This is a genomic window from Vibrio sp. T9, assembly GCF_003123985.1.
GTDB classification, from domain to species: domain Bacteria; phylum Pseudomonadota; class Gammaproteobacteria; order Enterobacterales; family Vibrionaceae; genus Vibrio; species Vibrio diabolicus.
In genome coordinates this window covers 66,705-90,062 of the sequence record NZ_NIGY01000013.1, presented here as the reverse complement: position 1 = coordinate 90,062, position 23,358 = coordinate 66,705, and the positions used below count along the sequence as shown (strand labels likewise).

Sequence of the window (23,358 nt, the reverse complement as noted above, 5' to 3'; positions counted from 1 at the left end):
TCTCATGATGCATGAAATTCCACGTAGAATGAGGAAGATTTAACCTATGCTTAAGCAAGAATAACTTTCTGAATTTTCTATCGACTTTCGAGTAAGAACCTCATAGGAGCATACGAATGACTGGGTCAAAATGGCAATGGTTACTGAAGCAAATGACGCGTAAACTGTGGGTTCGCACGTCACTTTATGCCTTACTTGCTGTCGCCACTGCCCTAATATCCATTGTTTTAAACCAGTTCATTACTCTGCCTCCTGCAATCAACGTCAGTAAGGATTTGCTTAACAACATATTAAATATCCTCGCGACTTCCATGCTTGCGGTGACCACATTCTCGCTCAATATAATGGTCGCAGCGTACAGTGCCGCTAGTGCAGGGGTAACGCCGCGAGCGACAAAACTGTTGATGGAAGACAGCACAACACAAAATGCTTTGGCGACCTTTCTTGGCTCTTTTCTATTTAGTTTGGTAGGCATTATCGCGCTAGGCATTGGCGCCTATCATCAACAAGCACAAATTTACCTATTCATCGTAACCATCGCCGTGATCGTGATGATCATACTCACCTTGCTACGTTGGATTCAGCACCTTTCCGTACTAGGAAGAGTCAGTGAAACTACCTCCTACGTGGAACAAGCTTTGTTAGATGCGATAAGAAAACGGGGCAAAGAGCGTTGGCTAGGCGCTCACCCATGGAGCCATCCAGAACATAAACCCAGAGGAAGCAAGCCTATTTTCAGCCAAGAAATTGGCTACTTACAGCATGTTGATATGCATCATCTCGATAGTATTGCTGAAGCAAACCAATGCACTATCTATCTTGAACGACAACCAGGAAGCTTTGTGTATGTGAGTCAACCATTGGCTTGGGTTTGTGGAGCGTTGCCAGACGAAAGCGAAGTAACGGCGGCCTTCACGATTCGAACGGAGCGTTCCTATGATCAAGATCCTCGTTTTGGATTAGTCGTTATGGCGGAGATCGCCTCACGAGCTCTCTCCCCCGCCGTGAATGATAACGGTACCGCGATTGATGTTCTTGGGCGTTCTGTACGAGCGCTTTCATTATGGGGAGAGTTACTCAGCGAGCCGCCTACCAAAACTCGATACCCTAGGCTATTTGTGCCCGCAATAAGCTGCCAAGATTTATTTGATGATGTCTTTTTGCCAATCGCGCACGATGGTGCGGCGCAACTCCAAATACAGATTCGCCTACAAAAAGCCTTGCTGGCTCTTTCTAGTATGCACCCCAAGTTGTTTTTATCACCTGCAACCAAGCTATCAGAAAAAGCTTTAGAGCTCTCCTTGAGCCAGCATTATACCGAAGATGAGAAACACCAACTCTCTCATCTGTCTAATCTAGTTACAGACCAAAAAGCTAATGGTTAGGCAAGTAAAATTCAGTTGAAATAGGTTACCGAAAGGCCTTGTACATCATGATATGTGTTTATAACACACAGCAGAAAAGTCACTTCGTTTATGCATAATTAAAGACTCTGTGCGTTAGGTCTCTTTTCTCTTGGTGAGGGAATCTATATTCTGACGCACAATTTTTAAGGTAAGTGATGGAATAATGACGACGTCTACAACTCTTCCACCTGCAGGTCTCTTTCGTCGACTTGCAGCGTTGATTTACGACACATTGATTATTATCGCAATTGAAATGATGGCCGCAGGTATTGTTATGGCCGTTGTATTTGCACTAAATGCAGCAGGGCTGTTGAGCTATGGCGAGTACGCAGATGCCGCTGATATGCTCGGAAAGCACCCTGTATTAAGCCCTTTGTTTACACTGTATCTTGCGGTTGTATGGATTTACTTCTTTGTCTTCTTCTGGACGCGAGCAGGGCAAACACTTGGGATGCGCGCTTGGAAACTTCGAGTTCGTAATGCCAAAGACGGTGCGCCGATTACAGTCACTCAAGCCCTGATTCGCATTGCAACATCTGGCTTTGGTTTGGCAAACCTGACTGTACCGATTGATCCCAAGAAACGTGGGTTCCACGACATTTGGGCAAAAACAGAGGTTGTTGTGTTGCCTAAGGCAAACTAACTTATCCGGGAATACAAAAAAGGAAGGCATAATGCCTTCCTTTTACATTTAGTCCGATGAAACATGGTTTATTCGGTGATACTTCAGCTACAGCTTTCTTCTCAGCAGCGCAATCGCAATCGCTAAGAACACTAGGCTCGGGGCCAATGCACCAAACACAGGGGATATGCCATACACCAAGCTTAATGGGCCAAAGAACTCACTGGATATATAAAAAGTAAACCCGGCAACCACGCCCGACAATACCCTTGCCCCCATGGTCACACTTCTGAGTGGACCGAAAACAAACGATAGCGCCATCAACATCATCACGGCAATTGAAATCGGCTGTGTCAACTTACGCCAAAACGCCAATTCATAGCGAGACGCATCTTGCTCAGATGCTTTCAGATAGGTCACGTAATCATACAAACCGCTCAGTGACAGTTCTTCAGGCTTTACCGTCACCACAGCTAGCTTATCTGGAGCCAATGACGTATGCCATTCCATCTGTTCAATGTCTTGCTTCGAAATCACGTTTTCATTTTTCATATCCGTGATTTGTACGTCGCGCATCAACCAGTTGTTATCTTGTTGATAGTCGACTTCTTCGGCGAAAATAACTTTTTGTAGATTCTTATCATCATCAAAACGCCACATATTTAAAGCATAAAGCTTGTCGTCTTCGACTTTACCTATAAAGATAAAGTCGTTTGCGTCACGAGCCCAAACTCCAGAACGAACTGAGACAATACTACCTCCCGATATCGCAAACGCACGTAAGTCACGCGCCATCTTTTGTGCTTCTGGAGCGCCCCATTGCCCTAACGTCATAACGATAAGCATAAGTGGCACTGCCGTTTTGAGCACGGATAACCCGATATCCAACTTTGAGAAACCAGCAGCTTGCATCACCACCAGCTCAGAGCTTGACGCCAACATACCCAAACCAATAAGGGCACCGAGTAATGCCGCCATTGGGAAGAACATTTCGATATCACGCGGCACACTGAGCAACACAAAGTACAATGCATGAGTGAGGTCATACACGCCTCGCCCTACTTTACGTAACTGTTCTACGTATTTGATGATGCCCGATAAGCCAACAAACGTCGCTAAAACCAAGGCAGTGGTAGAGATGATGGTTCTACCGATGTAAAGGTCTAAGATTTTGAACACAGCTTACGCGAGCCTCTTCTTACGGAATTTGTCTTTTATTCGTCGAGCAGCAACGCTGTCCATCATATTGGCCATGATTGCGACAATCAGTAACATCGCATTAATTGGCCACATGCCGATTGCCGCCGGAATGTCACCATCTTCTAATGCAGATTTTGTTGCACTAATCGCCAGGAAATACGCTAGATAAATAAGAATCGCGGGCCCCATTTTGGCAAATCGTCCCTGACGCGGATTCACCGCCGACAATGGAATAACCAACATCGTTAAGAGTGGAATACACACAAATAACGAAATGCGCCATTGCAGCTCTGCTTGCGCTTCTGGGTCTGGGTGTCCAATCAAATCGACCGTTGGGTACGCTTCCCAATCTCGCCCTTTCTTTTTGACCTCACGCTGGCCGATAACGCCTTCGTATTCATCGAATTTTGTGATCATATATTCAACGCGAGTAGGCACACCTTCATAACGCGTGCCTTCTTTCATGGTGATGACCTGACGGCCGTCCGACAGCTCTTTTACTTCACCAGAAGACGAGAACATCACACTCGGCAATACTGAATCTCTCGGGCGCATCTGCGCGACAAAAACGTTGCTCAATGTATTGTCTTTAATATCATCAATGAACACAACCGATGAACCATCTGGCGTGCCTTGGAATTGCCCTTTCTTTAGCAAGTCAACGCTGTTTTCTGCCGCCACTTGTTCATAAAGTTGCTCCACACGGTCTTGAGACCACGGCGATAACCACAATGCATTAAAAGCCGCCACAGCAGAAGTAATCAGCGCTAAGTACAAGGCCGCTTGTACCAAGAATTTGTTACCAATACCTGTCGCGTTCATCACGACAATTTCGCTCTCTGCATACAGGCGACCAAACGTGATCAATATGCCGATATACAGACTCAAAGGCAGCATTAACAACCCCATTGCTGGCATATTCAAACCAACAATCGAGAAAATCAATCCAGCAGGAATATCCCCATCAGAAGCATCAGCAAGAACACTTATGAATTTCTGGCTTACAAACACCAAAAAAAGTACGAAAAAAATCGCAAATTGGCTCTTGAGTGTTTCGCGGATCAAATATCTAACAATAATCACGCTGAAATTACCTATACAAAACTTGTTTTTTTGGTCGAATCACTATAGTTTCCCGTTGAACCATTTATTTTTTTAAAAATTATAAACTAGATGTTAGTCGCTTAATCAGCTCTGCATGTAAGCCTGGAGCTAAAATTCAACAAGTAAGCGATCATTATCTAACATTTAGAGCAATTTGTCTTCAGGATGTAGGAGTACGCATGGAGTTCAGTGTAAAAAGTGGCAGTCCAGAGAAACAACGTAGCGCATGTATCGTTGTTGGTGTGTTTGAACCACGTCGCCTTTCTCCAGTAGCCGAACAACTTGATAAAATCAGTGACGGTTACATCAGTTCACTACTTCGCCGTGGTGATCTAGAGGGTAAACCTGGTCAGATGCTGCTACTGCATCAAGTACCAGGTGTTTTGTCAGAGCGCGTTTTACTTGTCGGTTGCGGCAAAGAACGTGAACTTGGCGAGCGCCAGTACAAGGAAATCATTCAAAAGACGATCAGCACACTTAACGAGACAGGCTCAATGGAAGCGGTATGTTTCCTAACTGAACTGCATGTTAAGGGTCGCGATACATACTGGAAAGTACGCCAGGCTGTAGAAGCGACTAAAGATGGTCTATACACATTTAATCAATTCAAGAGCGTTAAACCTGAGACTCGCCGCCCACTGCGCAAGCTTGTTTTCAACGTACCAACGCGTCGTGAATTAAACTTGGGTGAAAAAGCAATCACTCATGGTCTCGCTATCGCATCTGGTGTCAAAGCCTCAAAAGACCTTGGCAACATGCCGCCAAACGTAGCTAATCCAGCTTACCTTGCTTCTCAAGCTCGTCGTCTAGCGGACGATTACGAAACCGTAACCACCAAAATCATTGGTGAGCAAGAGATGGAAAAACTGGGTATGACCTCTTACCTAGCAGTAGGCCGTGGTTCTAAAAACGAATCTATGATGTCTATCATCGAGTACAAAGGTAACCCTGACTCAGATGCAAAACCTATTGTGCTAGTAGGTAAAGGTCTAACCTTCGATTCAGGCGGTATCTCTCTAAAACCGGGCGAAGGTATGGATGAGATGAAGTACGACATGTGTGGTGCGGCATCGGTATTCGGTACAATGAAAGCGCTAGCGAAGCTGAACCTACCAATCAACGTTATTGGTGTTCTAGCAGGCTGTGAAAACATGCCTGGCAGCAACGCGTACCGTCCAGGTGACATCCTAACGACAATGTCTGGTCAAACTGTAGAAGTTCTGAACACGGATGCGGAAGGTCGTCTTGTTCTTTGTGACGCACTGACTTATGTAGAGCGTTTCGAACCAGACTGTGTTGTTGACGTTGCAACGCTAACCGGCGCTTGTGTTATCGCACTAGGTCACCACATCAGTGGCGTTATCTCTAACCATAACCCTCTTTCTCATGAGCTAGTGAATGCTTCTGAGCAAGCAAGTGACCGTGCATGGCGTCTACCAATGGCAGATGAGTACCACGAGCAGTTGAAGAGCCCGTTTGCGGATATGGCAAACATTGGTGGCCGTCCTGCTGGTACTATCACTGCGGGTTGCTTCTTGTCTAAGTTTGCTAAAAAGTACAACTGGGCTCACGTCGATATCGCAGGTACCGCGTGGAAATCAGGCGCAGCGAAAGGCTCAACGGGCCGTCCTGTCTCAATGCTTGTCCAATTCCTTTTGAACCGCAGCGGCCAAGAGACAGAAGAGTAATTTCTGAACAACATCTAAAAGGGCCGCAAGGCCCTTTTTTATTATCCTAATTTTCTAAAATGAAAGTGGGACTTAAGATGGTCTTAGGAAGAGACCCAAGGCAAGTGAGAGAATGATGCAAACTGCAACCTTCTACATCATTAACGAAGAGAGCCCGCAAGCAACGGTGGCTGGCTTTGAAGAGTACATTGTGTTTTTGGCGCAGCACTTTGCCCGCCAAGGCGCTAAAGTGTATTTAAACTGCCAAGACAAACCACACGCCGAGCAGCTCGCTGAAGCCTTTTGGCAAGTTGATGCAGACAAGTTCATGGCACATAACCTCGTAGGCGAAGGACCGAAATACGCCACCAATATTGAGATCGGCCATAACGGTGTAAAGCCGTCTTGGAATCGTCAATTGGTAATTAATTTGGCGGAAAATGAGACAACCTTTGCGAACAAGTTTGCTCAAGTGGTAGACTTCGTGCCCTGCGAAGAAAAAGCTAAACAACTCGCAAGAGAAAGATATAAAATTTACCGTCAAGCAGGTTACCAGCTGCAAACGATCGAAATTCAATATCCTTAACGGTCAATCCTTATAGTTAAGGCGATCTTGTTAAGATCCCTCACTTATAAAGATTGACTAAGATTCAACCATCAACGTATCCATTAAAAGAGCGCTATGGAAAAGACATACAACCCAACTTCAATCGAACAAGCTCTGTATCAGACTTGGGAAGAGAAAGGCTACTTTAAGCCACACGGTGACACTACTAAAGAATCATACAGCATCATGATCCCGCCACCGAACGTCACTGGTAGCCTACACATGGGCCACGCGTTCCAAGATACGATCATGGATACGCTTATCCGTTGTGAACGTATGAAGGGTAAAAACACCCTTTGGCAAGTAGGTACTGACCACGCTGGTATCGCAACTCAGATGGTTGTTGAGCGTAAGATCGCTGCAGAAGAAGGCAAAACAAAACACGATTACGGTCGTGAAGCTTTCATCGACAAAATCTGGGAATGGAAAGGCGAATCTGGTGGCACTATCACTAAACAGCTTCGTCGTCTTGGTGCATCAGTAGACTGGGACCGTGAGCGCTTTACGATGGACGATGGTCTATCTAACGCCGTTCAAGAAGTGTTCGTACGTCTATACGAAGACGATCTAATCTACCGCGGTAAGCGTCTAGTTAACTGGGATCCAAAGCTACACACAGCGATTTCAGATCTAGAAGTAGAGAACAAAGATACTAAAGGCAACATGTGGCACTTCCGCTACCCATTAGCAGATGGCGCTAAAACAGCGGATGGCAAAGACTACATCGTTGTTGCAACGACTCGTCCAGAGACCATGCTAGGCGATACGGGTGTTGCAGTTAACCCAGAAGATCCACGTTACAAAGATCTTATCGGTAAAGAAATCATCCTTCCTATCGTTGATCGTCGCATCCCAATCGTGGGCGATGAGCACGCAGATATGGAAAAAGGTACTGGCTGTGTGAAAATCACACCTGCGCACGACTTCAACGACTACGAAGTTGGTAAGCGCCACCAGCTACCAATGATCAACATTCTGACTTTCGACGCGAACATCCGCGACGCAGCAGAAGTATTCAACACTAACGGCGAAGCAAGCGACGCTTACAGCACTGAGCTACCAGCTAAATACCACGGTATGGAGCGTTTTGCCGCTCGTAAAGCTATCGTTGCTGAATTCGACGAGCTAGGTCTACTTGAAGAAGTGAAAGATCACGATCTACAAGTTCCTTACGGCGACCGTGGTGGCGTGGTTATCGAACCAATGCTAACTGACCAATGGTACGTACGTACTGCGCCTCTAGCGAAAACAGCAGTTGAAGCAGTAGAAAACGGCGACATCCAATTCGTTCCTAAGCAATACGAAAACATGTACTTCTCTTGGATGCGTGACGTTCAAGACTGGTGTATCTCTCGTCAGCTATGGTGGGGTCACCGCATCCCAGCGTGGTACGACAACCAAGGTAATGTTTACGTAGGTCGCACTGAAGAAGAAGTTCGCAAGAACAACAACCTAGAGTCAGTAATTGAGCTGCACCAAGACGAAGACGTACTGGATACATGGTTCTCTTCTGCGCTATGGACGTTCGGTACTCAAGGTTGGCCAGAGCAAACTGACGATCTGAAAGTATTCCACCCTTCAGACGTTCTAGTAACTGGTTTCGACATCATCTTCTTCTGGGTTGCGCGCATGATCATGATGACCATGCACTTCGTGAAAGACGAAAATGGCAAACCACAAGTACCATTTAAGACAGTTTACGTTACCGGCCTAATCCGTGACGAAAACGGCGACAAGATGTCTAAGTCGAAAGGTAACGTACTTGACCCAATCGACATGATCGATGGTATCGACCTAGAGTCTCTAGTAGAGAAGCGTTGTGGCAACATGATGCAGCCTCAGCTAGCGAAGAAGATCGAGAAGAACACGCGTAAGACGTTTGAAAACGGTATCGAAGCATACGGTACAGACGCACTGCGTTTCACTCTTGCAGCAATGGCATCAACAGGTCGCGATATCAACTGGGATATGAAGCGTCTTGAAGGTTACCGTAACTTCTGTAACAAACTATGGAACGCAAGCCGTTACGTAATGATGAACACAGAAGAGCAAGATTGTGGTTTTGGTGAAGGTGAGATCGAGTACTCACTAGCAGACAAGTGGATCGAGTCTCAGTTTGAACTCGCAGCGAAAGCGTTCAACAACCATATCGACAACTTCCGTCTAGATATGGCTGCAAACACACTTTACGAATTCATCTGGAACCAATTCTGTGACTGGTACCTAGAGCTAACTAAACCCGTTCTATGGAAAGGTACTGAAGCGCAACAGCGTGGTACTCGCCGTACACTAATCACGGTACTTGAGAAGACGCTACGTCTGGCTCACCCAGTGATTCCTTACATCACAGAAACTATCTGGCAAAGCATCAAGCCACTAGTTGACGGTGTTGAGGGCGAGACAATCATGCTACAAACGCTGCCTCAATTCGACGAAGCGAACTTCCACCAAGAAGCGCTAGACGACATCGAATGGGTGAAAGCGTTCATCACTAGCATCCGCAACCTACGTGCAGAGTACGACATCAACCCTGGCAAGCCTCTAGACGTTATGCTGAAAGCAGCGAATGAGAAAGACGCCTCTCGTCTAGAAGCAAGCAAACAAGTATTGATGTCTCTAGCGAAGCTAGAAGCAGTACGCGTGCTTGAAGCCGGCGAAGAGACCCCTGCGTGTGCAACGGCACTGGTTGGCAAGTCTGAGCTGATGATCCCAATGGCGGGTTTGATCGACAAAGATGCAGAGCTTGCTCGTCTAGATGGCGAAATCAAGAAGACGCACGGCGAAATCAAGCGTATCGAAGGCAAACTGGGCAACGAAGGCTTTGTAGCGAAAGCACCTGAAGCGGTTGTTGCTAAAGAGCGTGAGAAGCTTGAAGGCTACAAAGAGACACTAGCTAAGCTAGAAGAGCAGAAGACAACGATCGCTGCACTTTAAGCCTCAGTGAAAGAGAAGAACTAACACTTCTCACTTTGAATCCAAAGGTTGGCCATCATGGTCAACCTTTTTTGTATATCTTTCACCAAAAACCATCATCAATAGCTTTCCCCTATCGCAACAATACTCATCATTCATTAGCATTAATGAGAATTATTATCGATAATAAACTCATCGAAACAAACACGATTGAGTAATTATCATGAAAAAGACACTAACTTTCGCAGCACTGCATTTTACTATCGCATTTAGTGTCGCTTACGTACTCACAGGCGACATTTTAATTGGTAGTTTAATTGCCATGATTGAGCCTTCAGTGAACACCGTAGCCTTCTACTTTCATGAAAAGGCATGGGCAAAAGTCCCAGCACTTAAAGCTCGTCAGTGGATGACCAAATTAAAAACCGCAAGCTTTGCGACCGTGCACTTCAGCGTCGCTTTTACCGTGGTTTACTTACTAACAGGTGATGCATTTGTCGGCGGCGTAATGGCGATGCTAGAGCCGAGTTTGAATACGGTGGCTTACTACTTCCACGAGAAAGTATGGATGCGTAAATCATCAGCAAAAACTCCAGCACCGCAGTTTTGTTTACATCACCACGCTTAAACATGGAGGCTCACTACGTCTCCTAACGAGCCAAATGACATTTATCATTGACAAAGTTGCGCACCGCAATTAATTTAATTGCGGTGCGCAAGTTTATTTTTAGAGGTAAGTGGTAATGAACGCTCGTCAACTCCGACACTACTCCCGTCAGGCCGTCCGATTGCTTGGTATGCTCGATAAACAATGCGGCGATGTCGCTCTTACCCCGGTACAAGCGCACGCATTAGGTGAAATCCAATTGCAGCCATTGACCATCAACCAATTGGCGCAGCAGCTTAGTGTCGACAAGTCCAATGCAAGCCGCACCATTACTGGTTTGATTAAATTAGGTTTGGTTGAGAGCATCGAAAACCCGAAAGATAAACGAAGCCAACTCGTAGTGCTCACAATTCAAGGACAGCAGGCGTTATCGCAACTAGACCAACAGCAAAACAGCTTTTTTGAGCAGTTGCTTACACAACTTGATGACTGTGAGCAAGAACAACTCAAACTTGGTCTAGAGACTTACCTAAAAGGGCTGATAAAAGTATGTCAGGCAGAGGAATACGTTCTTCGACCTCTTACAAAAGCAGACAACCCGCAAGTGGCAGACGTAATTCGTAAAGTCTCTGCTGAATACGGCTTAACCGCAGACAAAGGTTATGGTGTGGCCGATCCAACGCTTGATGATATGTATTCGGTTTACAATCAATGCGGCGCCGCCTATTGGGTCATTGAACATCGCGGAGAGATCGTTGGTGGCGGTGGCTTTGCCCCTTTAGCTGGTGAGCCAAATGTGTGTGAGCTGCAAAAGATGTACTTCTTACCTCAAACACGAGGACACGGTTTAGCCAAACGCATCGTCGCATTGAGCTTACAACTGGCGAAACAGTTTGGGTATCAGCAGTGCTATTTAGAAACGACCGAATGTCTAAGAGAGGCGGTAGGCTTGTATGAAAAGCTAGGCTTTGAGCATCTCGATGCCCCGCTTGGACAAACAGGGCATGATGCATGTGAAGTCGTAATGCTTAAGGTACTGTAATAAAAAATATTATCAGACGTTAAAGCACAACATGGGTAACGCAAAGCTCCTGGCTCAATGCAACAGTGAAGTTTTGGCGTTGCCCATCCAATTCAACAGACAACTGATAGAGATCATTTGGATCAGGGTCATTAAGATCAGCATACTTTGGCGCTTCAATCTGAAAGAGTGCGCTGGCGTGATCTGCACGAACGTCAATTGGGATATGGTAAGTCATGCCATTAAACTTTACCGCTGCTGACACTAGCCCTGGTGCAAATGTCTGGTAATACAAATCGACCTTAAATTCACACCCGCCACCATGGTGCCAAATCTGCTCGGTTGCCACGCGATCTAAACGCACGTTGCGAATAAACTGCAAGTACGGTTCTTGCCACACGCCCAGTCGCTCATCACTTTTCTTATATTGATGTTCAGAAAGCGGGCACAGTTCTGGCTTATCCTCATCGAATAAAAGATCTTCTTCTTCCTCTAGGAACAATATCTCAAAGCGATTACGCCCCATTTGCATGTATGGGCGAATGTCTTTCTTATACACACTTTGCGAGCCATCACAATCAAACACAGCCACGCCGTTCAAACGTACCTCCGCATGGTAATCAACACCACCCATTACCATTTCCACTGCAGGAAATGCCATCATCGCCTCATCCACTTCAATGTCATGCATCAGGTGCCATTCTTGTTGACGGATCGCTTCCTCCGTCAATTCATCAGGCAGGACTAGACTTAAAGGGGCGGGAAAAGTGATGTCATCCTGTGGAATCGAGAGGTCCGTCAGTGGAGAGACTTGCCATAAACCGGCGAGTGAGAGTTGCATATACACCTTGCGCTAGATCAATTTTCACGCATTATAGGGAGAAATCCCCTATAAACTCAATGTGAATTATTTATCACCTCCACATTCATCTGTTGTTGGATGCTATTTTCAAGGTATAAAAAAACCAGCGTTAAACGCTGGTTTCTCTAAAAGAGGTGAGCTTTGATTACTCGTCGTCTTCATCTTCTTCAGGGTAAAGCGCATCTTCGCCTTCGTAGTACGTACCCCAACCGTCATAGATGATGTCGTATTTTTCTGCCAAGTGAATCAGTTTTTCAACTTGCGCATCAATGGCTTCTGCGTCTAATGCTGATTCCATGGTTGCGTCACAGCAAAGCAACTTGTTGCCATCTTCATCTTCAGTTTCTTCCGCTTCAAGCACTTCAAAACCCATCTTGAATGCTTCAACTACCGCTTTTTCTAGCGTGTCAAAATCTTCTGCAAACAGGTGGTGCTCGATTTCGTATAGCGAATCTGGATCGCTGCCATCTTCTAGCAATGCTGCAATGATATCGCGAGTCTCTTCCTTTTGAATCTCAATTAATTCTTCTACTGATAGATATTCATCTTCGTGAGACATGTTTTGGCTCCAGATTAGTTACTTGATAGAAACACTATACCCGATACTGAGTATGCTGATCCGGTGAAATATGGCATGGATTGCGATGAAAAGCCACAAACAAACATCATACCACCGCGATTCTTATCGGTTATTTGAATATAAATATTAAACCGACCACGCAAAGAAACAAAAAATTAACAAAAAATGGCATTTTTTAATATTCAGAACATCCTAACTGACACTTAATGCGGTTATTTTCTCTTTCTGTGCGTGTTTATGGCGCTTTCTTGAATACACTCACGTGTAAAACGAAGAAGCATAACGAATAAATTCACTTTAATAATGCATAATTTAGAATAAAAATGCACGTTTTATGCACTATGCATGTATTCTTTCTCAACAGGAAAATTAGAATAAAAACGCACGCTCTCCACATTTCACAAAATAGAATTTAAACCCAAACTAAGACTTCATAAGAAAAATATCCAAAACTAAAATCTAAAAAACAATAAAAACTCAGAATATAGACAAAGTGTAGTGATTTGCATCTTTCTAGGAAGCTTGTCATAACTAACGGCTGGAAAATTTGTAAGGATACAAAATGAGCAAGCTGTACGTTGGATCAGAAGTTGGTCAACTTCGACGAGTTCTATTAAATCGCCCAGAGCGCGCCCTAACCCACTTAACTCCATCAAACTGTCATGAATTACTGTTTGATGATGTTCTTGCTGTAGAAGCAGCAGGTGAAGAGCACGATGCGTTCGCACGCACGCTACGCGATCAAGATGTAGAAGTGCTTCTCCTCCACGATTTACTGGTCGAAACCCTCGCCGTTCCAGAAGCAAAACAGTGGCTGCTAGATACTCAGATTTCTGACTTTCGTTACGGGCCAACTTTTGCGCGAGACCTACGCCAATATTTTTCAGAAATGGATGATGAACACCTTGCCAGCATCTTTTTAGGTGGCTTAGCTTACTCAGAGCTACCGATCACCTCATCTTCTATGCTGCCAAAAATGAAGCGTCCGCTGGATTTTGTTATTGAGCCGCTACCTAACCACCTATTTACGCGTGATACCTCATGCTGGGTTTATGGTGGTGTATCGCTCAACCCAATGATGATGCCAGCACGCCAACGTGAAACAAACCACTTACGTGCGATTTATCGTTGGCACCCAATTTTTGCTGGCCAAGACTTTATCAAATACTTCGGTGATGATGATCTGCATTATGATAATGCGAATGTCGAAGGCGGTGATGTGTTGGTTATTGGTAAAGGTGCAGTTCTGATCGGTATGTCTGAGCGTACGACCGCGCAAGGCGTAGAGAACCTTGCAGCGAGCCTGTTTAAGGCAGGACAAGCGACCGAAGTGATTGCGATTGATCTGCCTAAACACCGTTCATGCATGCATTTAGACACCGTTATGACCCATATGGATGTAGATACTTTCTCTGTTTACCCAGAGATCATGCGCAAAGATCTCGACACATGGCGCTTAACACCAAAAGGCAATGGTGAAATGCATGTTGAAGCATCTCATAACTACCTACATGCGATTGAATCTGCTCTTGGCTTAGATCAGCTGAAAATCATCACCACGGGTGGTGACAGTTATGAAGCTGAGCGCGAACAATGGAATGACGCCAATAACGTTCTTACCGTAAAACCGGGCGTTGTGATTGGTTACGAACGCAATGTATACACCAACGAAAAATACGACAAAGCTGGTATCAAAGTACTGACAGTCCCAGGTAACGAGCTTGGCCGTGGCCGTGGTGGCGCCCGCTGCATGAGTTGTCCGATAGAACGAGACGATATATAACCAATTCGTCCTTTTACATTAAATGAATAAAAACTAAGGTTGATGTGAATGCATCAACCTTTTTTAGTTTTACATAAAAATAATTATTCACAAATAAAGCATTTATATGTTTTAATACATTCTATTAATTCAATCACACGTACTAAGGGACGAGCTATGGCTTTCAATTTACGTAACCGCAACTTTTTGAAGCTATTGGATTTCTCAACCAAAGAAATCCAGTTCTTGCTCGAACTGTCTGCAGAGCTAAAAAAAGCAAAATATGCAGGAACAGAGCAGAAGACACTTCAAGGTAAAAACATTGCACTCATCTTTGAGAAATCTTCGACTCGTACCCGATGTGCGTTTGAAGTCGCAGCTTTTGATCAAGGCGCTCAAGTCTCTTACATCGGCCCTTCTGGTTCTCAGATTGGCCATAAAGAATCAATGAAAGACACCGCACGCGTCTTAGGTCGCATGTATGACGGCATCGAATATCGCGGCTTTGGCCAATCCATTGTTGAAGAGCTTGGCACTTATGCTGGTGTTCCAGTGTGGAATGGTTTGACTGATGAGTTCCACCCAACCCAAATCCTTGCCGATTTCCTTACCATGCAAGAGCACGGACGCGGTAAGCAGCTGCATGAAATGACCTTCGCTTACCTAGGCGATGCACGCAACAATATGGGCAACTCGCTCATGGTGGGTGCCGCTAAAATGGGCATGGATATTCGCCTTGTCGCGCCAAAAGCGTTCTGGCCTGAAGAAGATTTGGTGGCAACTTGCCAAACTATCGCGCAGCAAACTGGTGCAAAAATCACATTAACTGAAAGCGTGGAGGAAGGCGTGAAGGGTTGTGACTTCCTTTACACCGATGTTTGGGTATCTATGGGTGAATCCGCTGAGGCATGGGATGAACGTGTGGCTTTAATGACACCATATCAAATCAATATGGACGTGATTAAGCAAACGGGTAATCCACATGTGAAATTCATGCACTGTCTTCCGGCTTTCCACAATGATGAGACCACCGTCGGCAAAGAAGTCGCTGAAAAATACGGCATGAAAGGCCTTGAAGTAACAGAAGAGGTATTTGAGTCAGAATACTCCATCGTATTCGACGAAGCTGAAAACCGTATGCACACTATCAAAGCCGTGATGGTAGCAACATTAGGAAGCTAAACTAGCAAGCCAAAACAGCCGCTAAAAACCATGATGTAATCGCTTGCGCTCACGAAAGTTAAGCGTATAATGCTCGGCAATTTGTCTGAGGATTAAGAAATGACCAAGCTAATTGCCGACATGAAAACGCGATTTGCTCTAGCTAAGCGACTACGCTTACGTGGTGTTATTTTCGTTAATTCTATTGAATTTTAAAACCTCCCCATTTGGGGAGGTTTTTTTATGTCCAAAATTCCTTTAGGCAATTTGGATGTAGTCATCAATGTTATAGGGAAGAAGATCATGGCGAACTCGCTTTACCAGAAGCACATCATCTCTATTCCAGAGCTTTCACGCGAAGAACTGGAACTTATCGTAGAAACAGCAGGTAGCCTTAAAAAAGCACCTCGACCAGAACTGATTAAAAACAAAGTCGTTGCCAGTTGTTTCTTTGAACCATCAACACGTACACGTTTATCGTTTGAAACAGCGATTCAACGCATTGGTGGTGACGTGATTGGCTTTGATAATGATGGTAATACCTCTCTGGCGAAAAAAGGCGAAACACTCGCAGATTCAGTACAAGTCATCTCTTCTTACGTCGATGCCTTTGTGATGCGTCATCCACAAGAAGGCGCCGCTCGCTTGGCCTCTGAATTTTCAAATGGCGTGCCAGTGATCAACGCGGGCGACGGTGCAAACCAACACCCAACTCAAACGCTACTCGACCTATACACCATCGCGGAAACACAAGGGCGTCTAGACAACCTGAACGTCGCATTCGTCGGTGACCTAAAATATGGCCGCACAGTGCACTCATTGACTCAAGCCTTAGCAAAGTTTAACAACATCCGCTTCTTCTTTGTTGCACCAGAAGCATTGGCAATGCCAGATTACATCTGCGAAGAGCTAGACGAAGCTGGCATTCAATATAGCCTACACACAGACATGGAAAGTGTGATTCCTGAACTGGATATTCTGTACATGACACGCGTACAGAAAGAACGTTTTGACGAATCGGAATACGCACATATTAAGTCGGCTTACATCCTAACGGCGGCACTACTAGAAGGCGCGCGTGAGAACTTGAAAGTACTGCACCCACTACCACGTGTGGATGAAATCACAACCGATGTTGATAAAACGCCTCATGCTTACTTCTTCCAGCAAGCTCAAAATGGCGTATACGCTCGCCAAGCACTGTTGGCGCTTGTTCTAAACGAAACACTGTAATCGAGGAGAAAACCCATGGCTAAAGAAACTCAATTGCAGGTAGAAGCAATCAAAAATGGTACGGTCATCGACCACATCCCTGCGCAAATCGGCATCAAAGTATTAAGACTGTTCGATATGCACAATTCATCACAACGCGTAACAATTGGACTGAACTTGCCTTCATCGGCACTCGGTCATAAAGATCTACTCAAAATCGAAAATGTGTTTATCAATGAAGAGCAAGCGAGCAAGCTAGCGTTGTATGCTCCTCACGCGACCGTGAATCAAATCGAGAATTATGAAGTGGTGAAAAAGCTCGCGTTAGAGCTTCCTGAGCGCATCAATGATGTCTTCGAATGCCCAAATTCAAACTGTATTTCTCACAATGAGCCAGTAGAAAGCAGCTTTAGCGTGTTCGAGAAGAAACAAGAAATCCGCCTAAAGTGTAAATACTGCGAGAAAGTGTTCTCACGCGAGATCGTAACCGAGCGATAAACACGCCGTACGACTAGGCTGTGATACGTTTAAAATACCCTGCAATGTCGGGGTATTTTGCTCTTTACCTACCACAGGTTTAGAGGCAAACTGAGCATCTTTATTCCCTACAACTGATGGAAAAAATCAAATGACGAAAGTACTTCACACTGAATCTGCACCAGCAGCAATCGGTCCTTACGTTCAAGGCGTAGATCTAGGTAACATGGTTCTTACTTCAGGCCAAATCCCAGTAAACCCAGCGACAGGTGAAGTGTCTGCTGATATCGCAGAGCAAGCTCGTCAGTCTCTAGAAAACGTAAAGGCTGTGGTTGAATCTTCAGGCCTTAAAGTGTCAGATATCGTGAAGCTAACGGTTTTTGTTAAAGACCTAAACGACTTTGGCACGGTGAACGAAGTTTACGGCAAGTTCTTTGATGAGCACGGCGTAGCAAACTACCCTGCACGTTCTTGTGTAGAAGTCGCTCGCCTACCGAAAGATGTTGGTATCGAGATTGAAGCAATCGCGGTTCGCAAATAATTGCACTTGCTGACAAACATAAAAAAACGGGTAGCTCAGGCTACCCGTTTTTTATTGTCTTTTCGTGATGATATCGCAGTAAAACTTAAGCAGCGTTGCGCTGTTTGACTTCTTCATCTAACGATTCAAGTTTCTCTTTCATCTGTTCACGACAGATATTTGCTAGCTCGCGAATGCCCTCTTTACCATAGCCTTCAGTACTGATTGGAGGTAGCATTTCAACAATCACATGACCATTGTTCCAACGGTTCAGCTTAATTTTATTCGTCGAGCTACATACGATAGGAATTATTGGCACGCCTGCTCCAATTGCTGCATGAAAAGCACCTGTTTTGAATGGCAGCAGACCACGCCCACGAGAACGCGTGCCTTCAGGGAACATCCACACCGAAACATCACTTTCTTTCATGCTGCTCACTACCTGATCGATAGTACCTTTTGCTTTCGAGCGATTCGCTCGGTCAATCAGAATGTTACCCGTAAGCCAGTAAAGCTGACCAAACAGTGGCATCCAAGCCAAGCTTTTTTTACCTACTGTCACAACTTTCGGAGTCACAGCAGCAGAAACAGTAAACATGTCCCAGTTGTTCTGGTGGTTAGCAATGTAAACATGTTGGCCGCGTGAATACGCATCTTCAGGGATACGCAGCTCTAACTTAATCCCAAATACACGAGACATCTTGGCAAACAAGCGGCCAAAAGTGAAAACGTGCTTAGGGTTTCGGGGGCTTAATAGGCAGTAACCACAACCACCAATAAACATAACAATCGCAAAGATAGCGACAGCAAATACACGTAACAGTGCAATCATTCTTGTTCTCCAGGAACCGGCTTTTGCCAGATACAGCTATTAATTTATCTCTTTCCATAAAGGATAACTATGGTCATGAGAGTGATATAAAAAAGCCGAAACTCAGGTTTCGGCTCTCTTGATATCCAAGTTACCTGCGGTGCAGTTTAACTTGCCTCGCTCACTCGCTCAATATTTGCGCCAAGTGCAGCCAGTTTATTTTCGATTTTGTCGTAACCGCGGTCGATATGGTAAATACGATCAACGATGGTTTCGCCTTTAGCAATACAGCCCGCAATTACCAAACTAGCCGAAGCTCGCAGGTCGGTTGCCATGACTTGCGCACCACTTAATGACTCAACATCACCACAGATAACGGTGTTGCCTTCAATCTCGGCTTTCGCGCCCATACGCATCAATTCTGGTACGTGCATAAAGCGGTTTTCAAAGATAGTCTCAGTGATTACGCCGCCGCCTTTCGCCATCATGTTTAGTAGCGTAAATTGCGCTTGCATATCGGTCGGGAAGCCTGGATGCGGCGCTGTACGTACACTCACTGCTTTCAGCTCGCGATCGGTCATATCAACTGAAATCCAATCTTCACCCGTTTCGACAAGCGCGCCAGCTTCTTCTAGCTTGGCTAAAACCGCTTCAAGCAAATGAGCGTTAGTATTACGACATACTACTTTACCGCCAGATACCGCAGCAGCGACAAGGAATGTTCCCGTCTCAATACGGTCGGCAACCACGTTGTGTTTACAACCACCTAGGTGCTCAACACCTTCAATCGTGATCGTATCTGTGCCTGCACCAGAAATTTTTGCACCAAGCTTATTTAGGAAATCCGCTGTATCTACAATTTCAGGTTCACGCGCCGCGTTGTCTAGCGTTGTAGTGCCTTCAGCAAGTGCTGCAGCACACATGATGGTGATCGTCGCGCCTACGCTGACTTTATCCATCACGATGTGCGCACCTTTTAGACGACCATCAACCTCAGCTTTAACGTAACCATCTTCAAGCGTAATCGTTGCGCCAAGCTGCTCTAGGCCAGAAATATGCAGATCAACAGGACGAGCACCGATAGCACAACCGCCAGGTAGAGAAACCTGACCTTGACCAAATCGCGCTACGAGCGGACCCAAAGCCCAAATAGAAGCACGCATGGTTTTCACCAAATCATACGGTGCGCAGTATTCAGTAATGCTACTTGGATCGACGTGAACAGAACCATTACGGCTTACTTTCGCGCCTAAACGCTTAAGCAGTTCCATGGTTGTATCGATATCACGAAGGTGTGGCACGTTTGCCACTTCTACAGGCTCTTCCGCCAAGATAGACGCAAATAAAATCGGCAGTGCTGCGTTTTTTGCACCGGAAATGGTCACTTCACCAACAAGTGGTTTATCTGACCCAATAACTCGAAACTTTTCCATCAATAAACCTTAAAGCGACATCAGTTTCTTATCACGAGCCCACTCTTCTGGTGTGAACGCTTTAATTGATAATGCGTGAATGTCGTTACGCTGGATGTATTCCATCAGAGGACCATAAATTAACTGCTGCTTCTTAACGCGGCTCATTCCATCGAAACAAGCATCAACAGCAACCACCTCATAGTGGCTACCTTCACCTTTTACATGCACTTCTTGAAGGTTTAGTGCTTCTTCTAATAACTGTTGTACTTTTGCGCTATCCACAATTTACCCCTGATAATTCTGTATGTGTTTGGCCACTAAAGATTCAACATTGCTCAGTTGAAACAAAGTGCGCAGTTGCGCCGGCACGAAACTGAGCATTATATGACAGTTTTGCTTTTTTGCATGCTCTAATAAGTGGATTAACATCACCATTCCTGCAGAGTCGACGCGCTCTATCTCTTTTAACGAGCATTCCAGCTCAGCTTGAGCTGGTTGCCATTGCTGAGCATACGCCCACAATGAGGGCACTGTATCTCTATCAAGTGCCCCTGTTAGCTTAAGAATGTTTTGATCTAATTGCCACTGAGCGGGAGTCTGGGCCATTATTTCTTCGCCTCAAAGCGAATCGGTTCCGCAGCTAATTTTTCTAGATCTTTCGCGACAGATAGAATGCCTTCTTGACGAATTTTGCTATTCCATTCCGACTGTTTGCTAGAGAGTAAACTAATGCCTTCCGCAATCATATCGAACGCTTCCCACTCACCAGATTTGTTGTCTTTACGCAATTTGAACTCAAGCTTGATGTTTGGACGCGGCGTATCGATGATATCAACTTTAATGCTGGTGATACGCTTAGAGTCATCAATGCTAGGCTCAGGACCAAATTCAATTTGTTGGTCACTGTATTGCGTTAGCACCTGTGCATATGAAGCAATTAAATACGCGCGAAATGCATCGATAAACTCAAGTACATCCTCACGTTTCGCTCCTTTTAGGTTTGGACCTAGGAGCTTTAGCCCAGCATAGCGGTAGTTGACGTAAGGCATTAGCTCTTCTTCAACAATCACCTTAAGTAAATCTGGGTCTTGTTTGATTTTCGGCTGCTCGGCTTTTAATCTTTCGAAAGTGACTTCAGCCACTTGCTTCATCATCTTATAAGGTTCAGTTTTATCCACTTCTGCTGCACTTGTACCAAACGCGCTAAACACAGCACAAACTGAAAGTAATAATCTCGCTAACATAGTTATTCCTTACTTGAATCGTCTGAACCACCTACGCTGTAAAGCACTTGACCAATTAAGTCTTCAAGCACGAGCGCTGATTTGGTGTCTTCGATGGTATCGCCATCGACCAGCATGACTTCATCGTCAAAAACAAAGCCTGGTACTAAACCAATGTATTGCTCACCAATCAAGCCAGACGTCAAAATTTGTACGCTCGACGTTTCTGGGAATTGATTGTATTTGCTATTGATCGATAGAGTTACAACAGGTAATAAGTTATCTGGGTTAAGCGAAATATTGCTTACCCGGCCAATCACAACCCCACCCACTTTTACTGGCGAGCGAACTTTTAAACTACCAATATTATCGAACTCAGCTTTGAGGGTGTAAGTATCACCAGAGCCAATGCTTTTTACGTCAGCAACTTGAAAAATCATCACAAGAATCGCGCAAATTCCCGCTAATACAAAGCTGCCAACCCATAATTCAGTTTTACGTGTTTGTTGCATGATTAATTCCCAAACATCAATGCGGTCAGTACAAAGTCTAGTCCTAGTACTGCTAAAGAAGAATGCACAACAGTGCGCGTAGTTGCTCGGCTGATCCCTTCCGAAGTTGGAATAGCATCATACCCGTTAAATAGAGCGACCCAAGTAACCGTAATTGCAAACGCAAAGCACTTGATCATACTGTTACCAATATCCTGTCCTAGTTCAACTGAGGACTGCATCGCTGACCAAAAACTGCCATGGTCAACACCTTTCCAGTCAACACCAACAAGCTGGGCGCCCCAAATACCCACCGCCATGAAAATCATAGCCAGTAATGGCATTGAAATAGCACCAGCCCAAAAACGTGGCGCGATCACTCTTTTCAAAGGATCTACCGCCATCATTTCAAGGCTAGAGAGTTGCTCCGTCGCTTTCATCAAACCTATCTCTGCAGTTAACGCAGAGCCTGCACGACCAGCAAACAGAAGTGCAGTGACAACGGGCCCTAATTCACGTAGCAATGAGAGCGCCACCATTTGACCCAAACTGCCCTCTGCGCCGTAATCCACCAGCACAACATAACCTTGTAGGCTCAAAACCATACCAATAAACAACCCAGATACGACGATAATCGCCAGAGACTGGACGCCTACGGAATAAAGTTGTTTAACGAGCAAAGGAAAGCTTTTAAGCGGTTGTGGCTTAGTAAACAGTGCCCCAATCAGCATGAAAGTCGCACGACCAAATGCTCCGCAGATGGAGAGCGTTCGTCTACCTAGTGAGGCGACAAAATGCATAAAGTTATCGACCATCAAATAAGTCCTTTTCGATACTTTGAGAAGGGAAGCGAAACGGTACAGGACCATCTGCATCACCTTGTAAGAACTGCTGAACGCGAGGGTCAGGATTCTGATTAAGCTCTTCTGGTGTGCCAAAAGCGATAATTTTGCCATCGGCCATCAGATAAACCCAATCGGCAATACTCATCACTTCAGGCACGTCGTGAGAAACGACTATAGAAGTTAAACCTAACGCTTGATTTAGATTACTAATGAGCTCAACCAAGACACCCATGGTGATTGGGTCTTGTCCGACAAATGGTTCATCATACATGATTAAATCAGGATCCAGGGCGATCGCACGCGCCAACGCAGCGCGTCTAGCCATGCCACCCGATAGCTCGCTCGGCATCAATTGTGCTGCGCCGCGTAGACCGACGGCTTCAAGCTTAAGCAACACCATGGTACGAATCAGCTCTTCAGATAAATTCGTATGCTCTCGCAATGGGAAGGCGACGTTATCAAAGACATTCAAATCAGTGAATAAAGCTCCTGATTGAAACAACATGCTCATTTTCTTGCGAGCATGGTAGAGTTTTTTACGCGAGAGAGAGGGAATATTGTCGCCATCAAACCAGATCTCTCCTTGCTCGGGATACAACTGACCACCAATTAAACGCAGCAGTGTAGTTTTACCTATTCCCGATGGTCCCATAATGGCCGTCACTTTGCCCTCAGGAACATGCAGATCAATACCATCAAAGATCTTGCGCTCTCCCCGTGAAAAAGTGAGGTTGTTCACGGTGACTAAATCGTTGTTCGACATATCATCTCTTCTACTGTCGGAGCGTTGCAACTCACGGCATCATCAACCAGACACACAACGGAGTTGAATTTCACGTTTAATAAAGTAAC

25 protein-coding genes are annotated in these 23,358 nt (G+C 45.2%); 13 read left to right on the top strand and 12 right to left on the bottom strand.

Annotated features, from left to right (window positions below; all coding sequences use genetic code 11):
* Positions 1-116: 116 nt before the first annotated feature.
* Positions 117-1,385, top strand: a complete 1,269-nt coding sequence (locus tag CBX98_RS22065) for a DUF2254 domain-containing protein (RefSeq protein ID WP_109170277.1) — start codon at positions 117-119, stop codon at positions 1,383-1,385.
* A gap of 184 nt (positions 1,386-1,569) precedes the next feature.
* Positions 1,570-2,049, top strand: a complete 480-nt coding sequence (locus CBX98_RS22060; protein WP_005397453.1) for an RDD family protein — start codon at positions 1,570-1,572, stop codon at positions 2,047-2,049.
* 87 nt (positions 2,050-2,136) lie between these two features.
* On the opposite strand, the gene lptG is transcribed toward CBX98_RS22060, so the two are convergent.
* A complete protein-coding gene (gene lptG / locus CBX98_RS22055) occupies positions 2,137-3,207 on the bottom strand; it encodes an LPS export ABC transporter permease LptG (protein WP_109170276.1) in 1,071 nt (356 codons plus the stop codon).
* A 3-nt stretch (positions 3,208-3,210) separates the two neighbouring features.
* Positions 3,211-4,311: an LPS export ABC transporter permease LptF gene (lptF, locus tag CBX98_RS22050; protein ID WP_006742363.1), complete on the bottom strand. Its 1,101-nt coding sequence runs from the start codon at positions 4,309-4,311 to the stop codon at positions 3,211-3,213.
* Between the two features lie 200 nt (positions 4,312-4,511).
* Here lptF and pepA point away from each other — a divergent pair, with 200 nt between their 5' ends.
* The 5 genes from pepA to CBX98_RS22025 all read left to right on the top strand — a co-directional run bounded on the left by pepA (position 4,512) and on the right by CBX98_RS22025 (position 11,168).
* Positions 4,512-6,020, top strand: a complete 1,509-nt coding sequence (gene pepA / locus CBX98_RS22045; RefSeq protein WP_005397459.1) for a leucyl aminopeptidase — start codon at positions 4,512-4,514, stop codon at positions 6,018-6,020.
* Positions 6,021-6,135: 115 nt separating this feature from the next.
* On the top strand, positions 6,136-6,585 hold the full coding sequence (locus CBX98_RS22040) for a DNA polymerase III subunit chi (protein ID WP_046873623.1): 450 nt from the start codon (positions 6,136-6,138) through the stop codon (positions 6,583-6,585).
* Between the two features lie 96 nt (positions 6,586-6,681).
* Positions 6,682-9,540, top strand: a complete 2,859-nt coding sequence (locus CBX98_RS22035) for a valine--tRNA ligase (protein ID WP_109170275.1) — start codon at positions 6,682-6,684, stop codon at positions 9,538-9,540.
* Between the two features lie 202 nt (positions 9,541-9,742).
* Complete coding sequence (locus CBX98_RS22030; protein WP_005397464.1) at positions 9,743-10,147, top strand: DUF2061 domain-containing protein; 405 nt, start codon at positions 9,743-9,745, stop codon at positions 10,145-10,147.
* A gap of 115 nt (positions 10,148-10,262) precedes the next feature.
* The gene (locus tag CBX98_RS22025) at positions 10,263-11,168 is read left to right on the top strand and encodes a bifunctional helix-turn-helix transcriptional regulator/GNAT family N-acetyltransferase (RefSeq protein WP_104969824.1); all 906 of its coding nucleotides are present in this window, start codon (positions 10,263-10,265) and stop codon (positions 11,166-11,168) included.
* Positions 11,169-11,187: 19 nt separating this feature from the next.
* On the opposite strand, the gene CBX98_RS22020 is transcribed toward CBX98_RS22025, so the two are convergent.
* Both CBX98_RS22020 and rraB read right to left on the bottom strand, forming a co-directional pair.
* Positions 11,188-11,988 (bottom strand): hypothetical protein, encoded by an 801-nt coding sequence (locus tag CBX98_RS22020; RefSeq protein ID WP_006742360.1) that lies wholly within the window; start codon positions 11,986-11,988, stop codon positions 11,188-11,190.
* A 166-nt stretch (positions 11,989-12,154) separates the two neighbouring features.
* Positions 12,155-12,568, bottom strand: a complete 414-nt coding sequence (gene rraB, locus CBX98_RS22015; RefSeq protein ID WP_005381081.1) for a ribonuclease E inhibitor RraB — start codon at positions 12,566-12,568, stop codon at positions 12,155-12,157.
* A gap of 583 nt (positions 12,569-13,151) precedes the next feature.
* On the opposite strand from rraB, the gene arcA reads away from it, so the two are divergent.
* The 6 genes from arcA (at position 13,152) to CBX98_RS21985 (ending at position 17,742) form a co-directional block, all read left to right on the top strand.
* Complete coding sequence (arcA, locus tag CBX98_RS22010) at positions 13,152-14,372, top strand: arginine deiminase (RefSeq protein ID WP_006742359.1); 1,221 nt, start codon at positions 13,152-13,154, stop codon at positions 14,370-14,372.
* Positions 14,373-14,528: 156 nt separating this feature from the next.
* Entirely contained in the window at positions 14,529-15,533 is a 1,005-nt protein-coding gene (locus tag CBX98_RS22005) for an ornithine carbamoyltransferase (protein ID WP_012841385.1), read from the top strand.
* A 99-nt stretch (positions 15,534-15,632) separates the two neighbouring features.
* The gene (locus CBX98_RS22000) at positions 15,633-15,728 is read left to right on the top strand and encodes a hypothetical protein (RefSeq protein ID WP_031780631.1); all 96 of its coding nucleotides are present in this window, start codon (positions 15,633-15,635) and stop codon (positions 15,726-15,728) included.
* Between the two features lie 87 nt (positions 15,729-15,815).
* Positions 15,816-16,745 (top strand): aspartate carbamoyltransferase, encoded by a 930-nt coding sequence (gene pyrB / locus CBX98_RS21995; protein WP_005397473.1) that lies wholly within the window; start codon positions 15,816-15,818, stop codon positions 16,743-16,745.
* 15 nt (positions 16,746-16,760) lie between these two features.
* Positions 16,761-17,222 (top strand): aspartate carbamoyltransferase regulatory subunit, encoded by a 462-nt coding sequence (gene pyrI / locus CBX98_RS21990; protein ID WP_005381086.1) that lies wholly within the window; start codon positions 16,761-16,763, stop codon positions 17,220-17,222.
* A 130-nt stretch (positions 17,223-17,352) separates the two neighbouring features.
* Positions 17,353-17,742, top strand: coding sequence for a RidA family protein (locus CBX98_RS21985; RefSeq protein WP_005381087.1), 390 nt, complete (start codon positions 17,353-17,355; stop codon positions 17,740-17,742).
* A gap of 85 nt (positions 17,743-17,827) precedes the next feature.
* On the opposite strand, the gene CBX98_RS21980 is transcribed toward CBX98_RS21985, so the two are convergent.
* From CBX98_RS21980 to mlaF, 8 genes are all read right to left on the bottom strand, one after another.
* Positions 17,828-18,553: a 1-acylglycerol-3-phosphate O-acyltransferase gene (locus CBX98_RS21980; protein WP_005381088.1), complete on the bottom strand. Its 726-nt coding sequence runs from the start codon at positions 18,551-18,553 to the stop codon at positions 17,828-17,830.
* 146 nt (positions 18,554-18,699) lie between these two features.
* The gene (gene murA / locus CBX98_RS21975) at positions 18,700-19,965 is read right to left on the bottom strand and encodes a UDP-N-acetylglucosamine 1-carboxyvinyltransferase (protein WP_074191856.1); all 1,266 of its coding nucleotides are present in this window, start codon (positions 19,963-19,965) and stop codon (positions 18,700-18,702) included.
* Between the two features lie 9 nt (positions 19,966-19,974).
* Positions 19,975-20,229 (bottom strand): BolA family iron metabolism protein IbaG, encoded by a 255-nt coding sequence (gene ibaG / locus CBX98_RS21970; RefSeq protein WP_005396230.1) that lies wholly within the window; start codon positions 20,227-20,229, stop codon positions 19,975-19,977.
* A gap of 3 nt (positions 20,230-20,232) precedes the next feature.
* A complete protein-coding gene (locus tag CBX98_RS21965; protein ID WP_005396231.1) occupies positions 20,233-20,553 on the bottom strand; it encodes a lipid asymmetry maintenance protein MlaB in 321 nt (106 codons plus the stop codon).
* The gene (gene mlaC / locus CBX98_RS21960; protein ID WP_046873609.1) at positions 20,553-21,191 is read right to left on the bottom strand and encodes a phospholipid-binding protein MlaC; all 639 of its coding nucleotides are present in this window, start codon (positions 21,189-21,191) and stop codon (positions 20,553-20,555) included. The genes CBX98_RS21965 and mlaC overlap by 1 nt, the downstream gene beginning before the upstream one ends.
* 2 nt (positions 21,192-21,193) lie before the next feature.
* Positions 21,194-21,682, bottom strand: a complete 489-nt coding sequence (gene mlaD / locus CBX98_RS21955) for an outer membrane lipid asymmetry maintenance protein MlaD (protein WP_012841383.1) — start codon at positions 21,680-21,682, stop codon at positions 21,194-21,196.
* A 2-nt stretch (positions 21,683-21,684) separates the two neighbouring features.
* Positions 21,685-22,476 carry a lipid asymmetry maintenance ABC transporter permease subunit MlaE gene (gene mlaE, locus CBX98_RS21950; protein ID WP_005396234.1) on the bottom strand — a complete coding sequence of 264 codons (792 nt, stop codon included), beginning with the start codon at positions 22,474-22,476 and terminating at the stop codon, positions 21,685-21,687.
* Positions 22,466-23,269 carry a phospholipid ABC transporter ATP-binding protein MlaF gene (gene mlaF, locus CBX98_RS21945; RefSeq protein ID WP_005396235.1) on the bottom strand — a complete coding sequence of 268 codons (804 nt, stop codon included), beginning with the start codon at positions 23,267-23,269 and terminating at the stop codon, positions 22,466-22,468. Before mlaF ends, mlaE begins: the two co-directional genes overlap by 11 nt.
* Between the last annotated feature and the right edge of the window lie 89 nt (positions 23,270-23,358).